This is a genomic window from Acholeplasma laidlawii (assembly GCF_015709225.1).
In the GTDB taxonomy this organism is placed as follows: domain Bacteria; phylum Bacillota_I; class Bacilli_A; order Acholeplasmatales; family Acholeplasmataceae; genus Acholeplasma; species Acholeplasma laidlawii_A.
Map to the genome: position 1 here is coordinate 70148 of NZ_JADNRS010000050.1, position 13457 is coordinate 83604.

Here is a 13457-nt window from a genome sequence, read left to right on the forward strand (position 1 = left end):
ATGAAAAGGAATAATAAACATGCAATTTTTATACACTTTATGCTTTATTAAGCGTGGAAACTCCATATTAATGCTCAACAGAAATAAAAGTCCATGGTTTGGTATTTGGAATGGTGTGGGTGGAAAAAGAAATCAAGATGAAACACCACTTGACTGTATACACCGAGAAATATTAGAAGAAACCAAAATAAAAGTGGATAAAGCTGCAATTTATGATAGAGGTATTGTCACCTGGAATAGTGAGTTTAATACGCCTTCTTTAGGACTTCATCTTTATTTTGTTGAAGTACCAAAAGACTTTAATTACCTAACACCAATTGAAACAAGAGAAGGTATACTCGCTTGGAAAGAGATCGATTGGATTGTTAACAAAGAAAACCTAGGTGTATCTTATAACATTCCCTACTTTATCATGAATGTTATTCAAGATGAGAAAAGATATCATTATTACTGTGAATTTAAGGGAAATGAACTCTTAAGTGTGGAGGTAAAAGTTTTATGACAGATATATATTTATACTCAATTATTGGTGCTGCAGCTATATTATTAATTTGTGGTGCTTATTACGCTATTAGTAAATACTTGGAAAAACAATCACTTAGTATACAAGAAATTAAATCCATATTAGAAACACATGGCACACTACATGAGGAAGGTTTATACTTATCTTATGACTATAAAGGTCTAACATATAGTGTTATAATAATAAAGGTTCAAAAATATGCAAAGTTTCAATTTAATTCTAGAACCATTTGGGAAAAGAAGTTAGGCCAAAAGAAATTTTATACCGATCAAACTGTCTTTTCTAAGATGCCTAATAGAAAAATTGTAATTATCTATCCTAATGAAGGACCATTTACTTATCATTATGATGAAAGTGACATACGTTTCACAAAACCTAATGAACGTATTTGGGATATGCATGTGATACCATTTAATGAACTGGATACTGTATTAAAAGAAGGATTATAATGAGTTTACTTGATGTTACAAATTTAACATTTTCATATGACAATGATTTACTATATGAAGACGCAAGCTTGCGTCTTTTTGAAGGTGAACACGCTGTATTAGTAGGTAAAAATGGTGCAGGTAAATCTACTTTATTAAAAATACTAAGTAAAAATCTTTCACCAGATAAGGGTGAGGTTTCTTGGCTGAGTGGTCAAAAAGTAGGTTATCTTGACCAATATGCCAAAATTGATGATAAGCTGACAGTTAAATCTTATTTATATGATGTATTCTTACCGCTATTTGAAAAAGAAGAGCTCATTCAAACCTTATATGAATCCATTGGGACAGCGGATTCCAAAGACTACGATAAAATTTTAAACAGAGCACATCGCTTAGAAGAAGAGTTACAGAAAGATAACTTTTATGCGATTTCATCGACAATATCTAATATTATTAATGGTTTAGGATTAAACATGGAAGTATTAGACCAACAAATTAAAACATTATCGGGTGGTATGCGCGCTAAAATTATTTTAGGTAAGCTACTTTTAGAAGATTGTGATGTTTTATTATTAGACGAACCAACAAACTTTTTAGATATTAAACATATTGACTGGCTAATAAAGTTTTTAAACGGATTTAGTAAAGCTTTTATCGTTGTGAGTCATGATGAGTATTTCTTAAGACAAATTGCTAAGACTGTATTTGCGGTAGAAGGTAAAACGATATTAAGATATAAGGGTAATTTTGATTTTTATTTAAATGAACATCAATTACGTGTTTTGACACAACAAAAAACATATCAAGCTCAACAAAAATTTATTGAAAAAACACAAGATTATATCAAACGTAATATTGTACGTGCATCGACAACAAAAATGGCACAATCAAGACGTAAAATGTTAAATAAACTTGTTAGAGTACACAAACCTGTTCTTGATAAAAAGATCCATATAGAGTTTTTATATGGTAATTCAGTAGGTAGAGAAGTATTAAAGGTGAAGGACTTAAGTATTGGCTATGAAGCACCTTTAGTAGAACCAATCGAGTTTATCGTAAGAATAGGTGAAAAAGTCGCTATAACAGGTAAAAATGGGGTTGGTAAATCAACCATGATTAAAACCTTAATGGGTATCATTCCACCAATAGAAGGTAGTTTTGACTGGATTGATAATACACAAATACTATATTATGAACAAGACATTAATCTAGAGGATAAGTATACTCCATTTGAGCTAGTGCATCATGAAAATCCAGAACTGGATAGAAAAGATATTTTATCAATTCTAGCACAGTTTGGTATTACCTTTGATATGGCGTCTAGACCGCTTGGTACACTCTCTGGTGGTGAAAAAACAAAGGTAAAGTTTGCACTAACAAGAACACATAAATCTAACGTAATTATTCTTGATGAGCCTACAAATCATTTAGATAAGCATGCGAAGCTTGTTTTAAAAGAAGCTCTGATAAAATATCCAGGAACTGTTATTTTAGTTTCACATGAAAAATCATTTTATGAAGAAATATGTGACTATGAAATTCATTTATCATAAATATATATTTTTAAGTTGAAAAAACTATTTAATTTTGTTATACTTAATATTGCAAGTTTGGAGGGATGATTCATGCGTGAATTAGTAAAATTAGTTTGTACAGAATGTGGCGATGAGAACTATCACACAACTAAGAATAAAAAGACAACACCAGATCGTTTGGAAATGAGTAAGTATTGCCCACGTACAAGAAAGTATACGCTTCATAGAGAAAAGAAATAAACTATCTTTAGTATAGTTTTTTTTCTATTTATAAGATATGATATATACATTTAACGGTAATGAATCATATGCTCATGCATACATGATTTGCAGATTTGGTCATTGTTTATTAATTGATCCTAACATAAATTATGGAGGAATAGAGTCTAAATTAGGAGACCAGATACTTGATGGTATCCTACTTACACATGCTCATAGTGATCATACATCACTCATTCATCTATTTAATGTGCCAATTTATGTGCACAGTGATGATGCAGCATTACTATTCGAAGATAAATATAATGGGTACTCAAAAGATAATCCAAGACCATATGTACGTAAACAATTAAACATTCAAACGATTGAAGATCAAGAAAAAATCCCACTGGCAGATCATGAGGTGGTTGTTTTTCATACACCAGGACATACAAAAGGTTCTGTTTCGTTCTTATATCAAAAATATATATTTACAGGGGATACGCTTTTTAAAGAAAGTGTCGGTAGACATGATTTATATAGTGGTAATCTATTTGATCTAAAACGTAGTGTATTAAAGCTTATTGATGAACTAAATGATAATATGATCATTAAGCCAGGACATGATGATGCTTCAACCATAAGAAATGAACGTAAAAACAACCCATTTTATGTAAAATGGAAAAAACAAGGTAAAATATAATAAGAGGTTAAAATATATGATTATTTTATTTGATGTAGGTAATACGAGTATTTATACAGGTTTATCCAATGGTACACACATTGATGAGACATTTAGAATGAATACAGATATCCATAAATCACCGGATGAATATTTTGTCACATTAAAATCATTTATTGATCCAAGTGTCATTACTGGTGTTATTATTGGTTCAGTCGTACCGCTTGTCACACAAACTTTAATTGCATTAACTGAAAAATATTTAAAACTAAAACCAGTTGTTATTGAACCAGGTACAAAAACTGGTATTTTTGTCAAAGCAGATAACCCTAGAGAAGTTGGTGCAGATTTAATCGCAAACGCTGCAGGTTTAGCTAACCCATATCCAACACTGATTATAGATTTGGGTACTGCCAACAAATTTATCTATGCAAAAAACCAAATGATAACTGGTGTTATTATTGCACCAGGTCTTCAACTATCTATTCATGCACTAGATGGTAATACCGCACTCCTACATGAAGTAGATATTAAAGTACCTAAAAAATATTTAGGTAACAATACCATTCACTGTATTCAATCAGGCGTTGTATATGGGACAATTGTTATGATTGAAGGTATGGTTGGCCGTATTAGAGAAGAGGTAGGCGAAGATTTTAATGTTATTATCACTGGTGGCCTATCTAGTTTAATCTTAGAACACATCAGGTTAGATATTAAGCAAGATAAAGAGCTTGTATTAAAAGGATTACTTAATATCTATAATAAAAATATAAAGTAATAGGGGATATGAAATATGACTTACCAAGATAATTATAAGATTTGGTTAAATGAAAGTGCTTTATCAGAAGAAGAAAAACAAATACTACTGTCCATGGATGAAAAAGAAAAAGAAGAATCTTTTTACCAAGAATTAAGTTTTGGAACAGGTGGAATCAGAGGTATTTTAGGTTTAGGACCAAACCGTATTAATAAATATACGATTCAACGTGTAACATTAGGATTTGCTAATTACTTAAAAAGTGAACATAAATTAAATGGTGTAGCTATTTCATATGATAATCGTCATGGTTCTTATGAATTTGCATACGAAGCTGCAAAAGTACTAGCATTTAATGGTATTAAATCATACATCTATAAAGCGCTAAGGCCTACCCCGATGCTAAGTTTTTTAGTAAGACACTTTAAAACTTCTGCAGGTATTATGTTAACAGCATCTCATAATCCAAAAGAATATAACGGATTTAAAGCATATAATGATACAGGTGCGCAGTTATCAACGGATGAATCTAATAAAGTCATTGAAGAAATTAGTAAAATAGCATCACCGTTTCATATTGGTACACTGGATAATCACCTCATTCATTGGATTGGTGATGAAATTGATGATATTTACTTAAATGAAGTAGAAAAAATAGCTGTAAGACATGATAAAAAAGACTTAAAAATCGTTTATTCACCACTACATGGAACTGGTGGTACAGTGATACCTAAACTGCTTCATAAGACAGGTTATACGGTTTATAGTGAACCAAATCAAATGAGGGTAGACCCTGAATTTAGTCATACGAAATCATCAAACCCAGAAGATCACATCGCTTATGAAAAAACGATTGATCTAGCTAGAAATAAAGATGCAGATGCAATCTTTATTACAGACCCAGATGCAGATAGATTAGGTGTTGCATATAAACTAGGTAATGGGTATCATATTTTAAATGGTAATCAAACTGCATCTATGATGTTATATTACATCCTAAGTGAAAAGAAACAACCTTCTGGAATTGTCTATACAACGGTTGTATCATCTCATTTACTTAAAGATATCGCGCACAAATATAACCAAAAGATTGGAGAAACTTTAACGGGTTTTAAATTTATTGGTGAACAAGCAGAAAAAAATCAAGGTAAAATACCTTACATCTTCGGATGTGAAGAATCCTATGGTAGTTTAGTATCTGATTTTGTAAGAGATAAAGATGCTGTTCAAGCAGTATACTTATTAGCTGAAATACTAAATACTTTAAAATCTAGAAACCTTACTGTTAATGACTATTTAGACCAAATTTACCATACATTTGGCTATTATCTAGAAGACACCATCAATTTAACTTTAAAAGGTATTGAAGGCTCTAAACGTATTATCCAAATCACAGACTATGTTAGATTACATGGTATCAAAATTGATGGCTTTGAAGTTAAAAAACAAATTGACTTCAGTAAAGGTATGGTACATCCCCATGATATTGTATTACCACCATCTAATGTATTAAAGTTTGAAAGTAATCAAGGCTTTATAATCTTTAGACCAAGTGGTACTGAGCCTAAATTAAAGATTTATATTTCGGTTAAAACAACGAGTCACGCATCATCTAAACAAAAAATAAATGATTTAAAAACATCCATTATGGCGTTTATAAATCAAATACAATAAGGAGTGTTACATATGTTTAAGACACGTAGAATCAATTATTTAAATCAAGTTGAAATGAATAGCTTAACTGTGTTGTATTCAGGACATGCACCACATTTATCAAATGATTCTTATTATCCTTTTATGGTAAATAAAAACTTTTGGTACTTAACTAACATTGACCAGGCTGGTGCTGTTTTACTTATGGGTAAATCACCTCACTTGACAGATAGTTTTTTATTTATCAAGAAAATTGATCCAGTAGAGGCGTTATGGGTGGGTGCTTCCTTAAGTTTTGAAGAAGCAAGCAAATTATCAGGTATTCCATTATCTAATATTATGGATATCGCACAATTTGATAGTTTCTTTGCACAACTTTTAACTCAAACCAGACGTGCACTATTTGGTACAGTGGACAAAGTATACTTTGACATTGAACGTCAAAGTCCAATGGATAATCCATTACTTGGTGAGAAAAAAGCAAGTGAATTTAGTAAAACATATCCGCACATTGATGTTAAAAATGCACAAGGTATCATCGCTGATTTAAGAAGTAGTAAAGATGGCAGTGAAGTTGCAGCAATCAAAGGTGCAATTCATGTATCTAATCTAGCAAATACTGCACTATTAAATGCACTTAAAACAGCTAGAAACGAAGCGGACCTTTATGCTGAATTTAATTATGTATTAAATAAAAATCAAACTAAACCAAGTTTTAATGAAATTATCGCTAGCGGTAAAAATGGTACAATTCTTCACTATGAAAAAAATAATGATACCATCCATAAAGATGATTTAGTCCTATTAGACTTAGGTGTTAGATATGAACAATACGCATCTGATATTACTAGAACTTATCCTGCAAGTGGAAAGTATAGTCCACGCCAAAAAGAAGTTTATGAAGCAGTACTAAAGGTCAATAAAGACATCATTAACTGGGTTAAAGCGGGTGTTACTCAATTTGAATACAATCAAAAAGGTAAAGAACTCTTAACTCAAGCAGCTAAAGATTTAGGATTAATTAAAGAAGATGCTGAAATTATTAAATACTACTATCATGGATTAGGACATCCACTTGGACTTGATGTGCATGATGTAGGAGATCCTACAAAGCCATTTAAAGTTGGTCAAGTCATTACTGTTGAACCAGGGCTTTATATTGCAGAAGAGGGTATTGGTATCCGTATTGAAGATGATCTATTATTAACTGAAGAGGGCTGTATCAATTTATCAAGTGATATTATTAAAGAAGTTAAAGATATCGAAGCATTTATGAAATAAAAGTCAAAAATAAGGAATCCTTCTACTATAAAGTAGGAGGATTTTTTATGAAAACTAAATTTATTTGTTTATTATTGGTCGTACTTATCACATTAAGTACTCAAACTAGTTTTGGTTATGCTGATTTTCAAGATTTTACTAAAGTAGGCACAGATAAGATATTAGATGAGTTTACCTCATCAGATTATGATTATGCCTATAAACAGTTAGGAAGTAATAAATTTGCAGGATGGAAACATCATTATGTCACAGAAAATTTGAAGGTTACCTATACATCTGAAACACTTTTTAGTTATTATAACAACGGAAAATCACCAATCACATATAACTATAAGGCAAGTAAGAAGACGATAAGTTCATACACCTTAAAGGTTAGTGGTGGTGTGAAACTACAAACTCAAAAAGATAATAAAGTATTTGGTAGTGGTTTAACTGCTTCCTTAAATATGGACTATGTCTATGATAATAAAACAGAAGATGTGGAAACTTTTGATATTAAAGTATCCATAGAGCCAACTACACAGATGGTACTTTATCTATATGGGGAAGGAAAAATTACTAATGGGGTTGCTAAAAACTACTTATTTTGGATTGAAATCGCTAAAGGCGGATTTGAGATTTTTGTGGTTACAACCCACTATCAGCGATTAGAGATTACACCGATATGAAAAAGTACATTGTATTTAGCATCATTATGATATCTCTAGTGGGTATACTTATATATTTAAATTTGCCAAAAAAAGGACTTGATGAAATATTAGTGGTACCAGAATCCCACTACATTTTATATGAACAAGATAAAACAATTAGTATGAAGTATTTTTCTACTAAAAAAGATATATTAGATGAACGAATGATCTTAAGTACTTTCATATATAATGCGGATGAAACGATTAAGTTTCAAATAGAAGCAGTGTATATTGATGCATATCACAACGAGCAGTATCAAGATAAAACATACTATGGATATGAACTCATCCTAACACTACCTGAAATTGATGCAACCTACTTGATGGATAAGTTATATATTAAAATAAACTATAATCATGACATATATGAATTTTTTGTAGGTACACTTTATGTAGAATATCCAGAACAACAAGCAAATTATATCCACTGGTATGGCATCGAAGGAATTAAAGATGATTTACCAAGATTGTTTCAAATCATCGTTGATGTTTCTTTAAGAACTGAAATTGATAGTATTTATGTTGGCCCAGATGAAACACCATTTCATCTAGGTTTAGACAATATTATTATTCAAGTACTGTCAAATGATTATCTATTTAATACGACTTTTGTAAAGATTATTACAAGTGAAGGTATAACTTATTTACCTAATTTTTCATATTTTGTAAATTATGAACTATTAAGTGCTAGATTGCATCATAACTACGTTATTTATTGAATAATTATGTTAAAATAAATAACAGAGGTTATGTAAAATGTTATTTATATTTAGAAAAATGGGCAAATATAAGGGTCAAGTGATTTATTCACTTATTGTTAAGGCACTCGCTGCTGGAGCGGACTTATTATTGCCTTTTATATTGGCTTATATGATTGATGAACTTTTATTTGAAGTGACTACTTCAGATTATTGGTTACTCATATTTACTGGTATTGGTATGTTATTAATTGCACTAATAGGTTGGTTTTTTAATATATCAGCCAATAGATCCGCAGAAAAAGTGTCCAGCTTAACAGTTAGAGATGTCAGAAATGAACTCTTTTATAAAACTGAAAAGTTAAGCGCTTCTCAAGTTGATGAAATATCAACATCATCACTTATATCAAGACTCACGTCAGATACTTATAATATTTTTCAAATGGTAGGATCCTTACAACGATTAGGTATTCGTGCACCAATGTTATTAATTGGTGGGATTATTATGTCTGCGTTTATGGACCCACTTTTAACTTTAGTGATGATTGCGATGTTACCACTTATTTCTATTGTAGTCTGGCAATACTCTAAAAAAGGTCAACCACTTTATAAAGATATTCAAGTTCAAATGGATGAGATTATTAGAGTCTTAAGAGAAAATATTACAGGTGTACGTGTTGTACGTGCACTATCTATGACAGACTATGAGCAACAACGTTTTAATAACGAAAACAAAAAAGCAGTAGATAAAGAACTTATAGCTACAATGACTATGAACAAGATTAGCCCAATTATTAGTGTGGTAATGAATGTTGGATTAGTGATTGTCCTTATCTTTGGTGCTTATAGAGTTGCTGATGGTACCACAAAGGTAGGTCAAATCTTAGCGTTAATTACTTACTTTACAATCATATTAGGCTCGATGGCATCCTTAACACGTATCTTTATTAGAATGTCAAAGGCGGCTGCATCAGCAGAGCGTATAGTAGAAGTTCTTAATATGGAAACTCAGATGGTTGATGGTAATTTACCGCTAGTAATCAATGATGAAGTCCATTTAGAATTTGATCATGTAGATTTTTCATATCAAGGTAAAGAATCTCATTTAGAAGATATTACATTTAAAATTTCTAAGGGACAAACATTAGGAATTATTGGTGCAACAGGTAGTGGTAAAACTACAATAATTAACTTGATTATGCGTTTTTATGATCCTCAAAAAGGTGTGATTAAAGTATTTGGAGAAGATATTAAAAATATCAACCGTGATGAATTACGTAGACATGTTGGTTTGGTCTTACAAAACGACTCCGTATTTTCTGATACGATTCACGAAAATATCGCATTTTCAAGACCTAGTGTCGATTCAAATCAGGTCAAACTAGCAAAAGAAATTGCACAAGCAGACTTTATTGATGATATACCAGAAACTTATAACTATGAAATTGCTCAACGTGGGACCAATATTTCAGGTGGACAACGTCAAAGGCTATTAATTGCCAGAGCGGTTGCCAGCAACCCTAAACTTTTAATATTAGATGATGCTTCATCGGCACTTGATTATAGAACGGATAAAGATTTAAGATTTGCTATTACAACACATCTAAAAGATACAACTAAGATTATTGTTGCTCAGCGTGTATCTTCTATAAAAGATGCAGATTTAATACTTATTATTGATAATGGTAGAATAGCGGCTCAAGGTACACACGATGAACTATTAAAGACAAATGAGATTTATCAATTACTTGTTAAACATCAATTAGGGGAGGGAATAGTATGAATCAGGGCGGACGTAAAGGTCGAAACGATGGCTCAGATGTTGCTAAAGACAGAAAGAAAACCCTAAAAAGATTATGGTTTTATCTATCGTTTTATAAGAAAAGATTAGTTATAGGTGTTATCCTTACCGTATTTTCAAACGCTTTATCATTAATTGGACCTTACTTGACAGGTAAGATGATTAATGAGATGGTCGTAGTGAATAATGGACTAAATATTGATTTTAATGAAGTGTTTTTATTAGGTGGACTGATGATTTCATTTTACCTAACCTCGGCACTCATGAATTACATCTTAAGTGTTGCTTTAGTTAAAATGTCTCAAAGTGTTGTCTATAAACTTAGAACAGATTTATTTAATAAAATGACAACCGTTAGTGTTAATTACTTTGATACAAACCAAACAGGTGACATCATATCTCGCATGAGTTATGATATTGACACGATTGCTGGATCACTTTCAAGTGATGCACTTAGTTTGATTACATCAACCATAACACTGGTTGTATCCTTTATTATGATGATTATCGTATCTCCACTTTTACTACTTATATATTTTATTACCATACCTTTAAGTTTCTTATTAACAACCTTCTTGTCAAAAATCATTAAGAAGAAATTAAGAATTAGAAATAAGAGTTTAGGGCAACTAAATGGTTACACAGAAGAAATGATTAGTGCTCAAAAAACCATTCAATCTTATGTTCAAGAAGACAATGTCTTTGAAAGATATAAGACGTTAAATGAAGATACTACAGAAAAGAGTTATGAGGCGGGATATTATTTAACAACTACCGGACCAAGTGTATTATTTATTAACAACTTTGGTACAGCCTTAGTTGGTACTGCAGGTGCCATATTGGTCTTATTTGGCCGTATTATGGTCGGTGACTTATCTGCATTTATGCTCTATTCTAAACGTTTTTCAGGACCAATTAATCATATGAGTAACTTAGTTGCAGATATTCAATCTGCACTTGCTGCTGCAGAACGTGTATTTTATGTACTTGATCAAGATGATGAGACTAAAGATATCGTAGATAGTAAAGATTCAGGTATTACTGAAGGCCGAGTCACATTTGATGATGTAAGTTTTAGATATATAGAGGATAGACCAGTATTAGAAAATGTAAGTTTTGATGTAAAGCCTGGTCAAACAGTAGCAATTGTTGGACAAACTGGTGCTGGTAAAACGACACTAGTGAATTTACTGATGAGATTTTATGATATTAATTCTGGTAAGATCTTAGTTGATGGTATACCAATTGAATCTTTTAATAGAAAATATTATAGACGTGCATTTTCAATGGTGTTACAAGATACATGGATTTTTAAAGGTACAGTACTGGATAATATCAAATATGGTAATGGTGATTGTTCATTTGAAGAGGTTGTAGAAGCTGCTAAAAAAGCACGTATACATCACTATATTTCACATCTACCAAATGGTTATGACACAGTTTTATCAGATGAAGGTGTAAACATTTCAAAAGGACAAAAACAATTGATTGTTATAGCAAGAGCGATGTTAAGTAAATCTCAAATGCTTATTCTAGATGAAGCTACATCGAATGTGGATACCTATACAGAGGTAAATATTCAAGAAGCGATGCTTAACTTAATGAAACAAAAAACAACATTTGTGATTGCACATAGACTATCGACAATTAGAAATGCTGATATAATCTTACTAGTTGAAAAAGGCAATATCATTGAAAAAGGTACCCATGAGAGCTTAATGGAGCAAAAGGGTAAGTATCACGAACTCTTTATGTCACAATTTGCGTAAATTGGTATGAAAGATACAAAATATGTTTGACAAATGAGTGGATATTATATATAATAACTACGGTAATATTGTGAAAAGAAGAGATACCCTCTCACCTGATGGTCCATCCTTGGGTAAATAGCACGCTAACATTTATTTAATTTCGAATTTTAGTGCAAAGCGGGTATATTCATATATACACGCTTTTTCATTATTTTACCAAAGCATAAAAATCGAAGGGAGTGGTTAAATATTAGACCACAAAAAATGGGCTTCAAACCCAAACAAAACTCAGATTTAGTGAATGAGACATTGCCTAATGGACAATTCTTAATCATTGATGAAGAAGGTCAAAGACTTGGAACGTTTGATCGTAGACAAGCATTAGAGATTGCAAGAGAAAGAGATATCGATATTTTAGTTGTATCACCTGAAAATGCAAAACCAATGGTTGCAAAACTATTAGATTATTCAAAACACCGTTATGACCAACAAAAGAAGCTTAAAGAAATGAAGAAAAATCAACAAATCGTTAAGCTAAAAGAAATTAAGTTATCACCAACAATTGATAAACACGATTTCGACACCAAATTAAGAAATGCACAAAAGTTTATTAATGGTGGCGACAAATTAAAAGTATCACTACGTTTTAGAGGACGTATGATTACACACAAGGACATCGGATTCGAACAAGTTAACAAATTTGTTGAATTACTACAAGGTGTTGTTGTAGAATCACAACCTAAACTAGAAGGTATGCAGATTATTGCAATTATTGCACCTGCAAAGAAAGATGAAAGAGGATAATACCATGCCAAAGCAAAAAACACATAGCGGATTAAAAAAACGTATCAAAATCACTGCTACTGGTAAATTAATGCGTCATCAAGCGTATTCAAACCACTTAGCAGCATCTAAAACTACAAAACAAAATAGACAATTAAGCGCAGAAACAACTGTACATGCTACAGATGCTAAAAGAATCAAACGTTTAATTGCTAACATGAAATAAGGAGGAACTAGAAAATGGCTAGAGTAAAAAACACACCAGTAACTAGAAGAAGACGCAAGAAAATATTAAAATTAGCTAAAGGTTATTTTGGTTCCAAATCAACATTATACCGTACAGCAAACGAACAAGTAATGCGTGCATTACAATATGCTTATAGAGATAGAAAACAAAACAAGAGAAACTTTAGAAGATTATGGATTTCAAGAATTAATGCAGGAGCTGTCCAAAACGGATTTAAATATTCTAAATTAATTCATGGTTTATCACTTGCTAATGTACAATTAAACAGAAAAGTTTTAGCAGATTTAGCAATCTCAGAACCAACAGTATTTGCTTCATATGTTGATTTAGCAAAAGATGCAATCGCTAATCCAACTAAATATCAAGTAAAATAATCAATTTATTCAAATTGAGGTAAGAGGCATATCTAATATGTCTCTTTTATT

General features: G+C 31.4%; 15 protein-coding genes. All 15 read left to right on the forward strand.

What is annotated here, in order from left to right; translation table 11 throughout:
- Positions 1-19: 19 nt before the first annotated feature.
- The 15 genes from IY230_RS05595 to rplT all read left to right on the forward strand — a co-directional run bounded on the left by IY230_RS05595 (position 20) and on the right by rplT (position 13406).
- Entirely contained in the window at positions 20-502 is a 483-nt protein-coding gene (locus tag IY230_RS05595; protein WP_196370536.1) for an NUDIX hydrolase, read from the forward strand.
- Positions 499-972, forward strand: coding sequence for a hypothetical protein (locus IY230_RS05600; protein ID WP_196370538.1), 474 nt, complete (start codon positions 499-501; stop codon positions 970-972). The genes IY230_RS05595 and IY230_RS05600 overlap by 4 nt, the downstream gene beginning before the upstream one ends.
- Entirely contained in the window at positions 972-2507 is a 1536-nt protein-coding gene (locus IY230_RS05605) for an ABC-F family ATP-binding cassette domain-containing protein (RefSeq protein WP_196370540.1), read from the forward strand. Before IY230_RS05600 ends, IY230_RS05605 begins: the two co-directional genes overlap by 1 nt.
- 72 nt (positions 2508-2579) lie before the next feature.
- The gene (gene rpmG, locus IY230_RS05610; protein ID WP_012242797.1) at positions 2580-2729 is read left to right on the forward strand and encodes a 50S ribosomal protein L33; all 150 of its coding nucleotides are present in this window, start codon (positions 2580-2582) and stop codon (positions 2727-2729) included.
- A gap of 37 nt (positions 2730-2766) precedes the next feature.
- Positions 2767-3390: an MBL fold metallo-hydrolase gene (locus IY230_RS05615; protein ID WP_196370542.1), complete on the forward strand. Its 624-nt coding sequence runs from the start codon at positions 2767-2769 to the stop codon at positions 3388-3390.
- Positions 3391-3406: 16 nt separating this feature from the next.
- Entirely contained in the window at positions 3407-4150 is a 744-nt protein-coding gene (locus tag IY230_RS05620) for a type III pantothenate kinase (RefSeq protein WP_196370544.1), read from the forward strand.
- Positions 4151-4165: 15 nt separating this feature from the next.
- Positions 4166-5803, forward strand: coding sequence for a phospho-sugar mutase (locus IY230_RS05625; RefSeq protein WP_196370546.1), 1638 nt, complete (start codon positions 4166-4168; stop codon positions 5801-5803).
- A 12-nt stretch (positions 5804-5815) separates the two neighbouring features.
- Entirely contained in the window at positions 5816-7063 is a 1248-nt protein-coding gene (locus IY230_RS05630) for an aminopeptidase P family protein (RefSeq protein ID WP_196370548.1), read from the forward strand.
- A gap of 47 nt (positions 7064-7110) precedes the next feature.
- Positions 7111-7731: a hypothetical protein gene (locus IY230_RS05635; RefSeq protein ID WP_196370550.1), complete on the forward strand. Its 621-nt coding sequence runs from the start codon at positions 7111-7113 to the stop codon at positions 7729-7731.
- The gene (locus tag IY230_RS05640; RefSeq protein WP_196370552.1) at positions 7728-8471 is read left to right on the forward strand and encodes a hypothetical protein; all 744 of its coding nucleotides are present in this window, start codon (positions 7728-7730) and stop codon (positions 8469-8471) included. The genes IY230_RS05635 and IY230_RS05640 overlap by 4 nt, the downstream gene beginning before the upstream one ends.
- A gap of 37 nt (positions 8472-8508) precedes the next feature.
- A complete protein-coding gene (locus IY230_RS05645) occupies positions 8509-10233 on the forward strand; it encodes an ABC transporter ATP-binding protein (protein WP_196370554.1) in 1725 nt (574 codons plus the stop codon).
- Positions 10230-12020 (forward strand): ABC transporter ATP-binding protein, encoded by a 1791-nt coding sequence (locus tag IY230_RS05650; RefSeq protein WP_196370556.1) that lies wholly within the window; start codon positions 10230-10232, stop codon positions 12018-12020. The genes IY230_RS05645 and IY230_RS05650 overlap by 4 nt, the downstream gene beginning before the upstream one ends.
- Before the next feature lie 246 nt (positions 12021-12266).
- Positions 12267-12806, forward strand: a complete 540-nt coding sequence (gene infC / locus IY230_RS05655) for a translation initiation factor IF-3 (RefSeq protein WP_012242788.1) — start codon at positions 12267-12269, stop codon at positions 12804-12806.
- 4 nt (positions 12807-12810) lie between these two features.
- The gene (gene rpmI / locus IY230_RS05660; protein WP_012242787.1) at positions 12811-13011 is read left to right on the forward strand and encodes a 50S ribosomal protein L35; all 201 of its coding nucleotides are present in this window, start codon (positions 12811-12813) and stop codon (positions 13009-13011) included.
- A 14-nt stretch (positions 13012-13025) separates the two neighbouring features.
- Complete coding sequence (gene rplT, locus IY230_RS05665) at positions 13026-13406, forward strand: 50S ribosomal protein L20 (RefSeq protein ID WP_196370558.1); 381 nt, start codon at positions 13026-13028, stop codon at positions 13404-13406.
- Positions 13407-13457 lie beyond the last annotated feature (51 nt).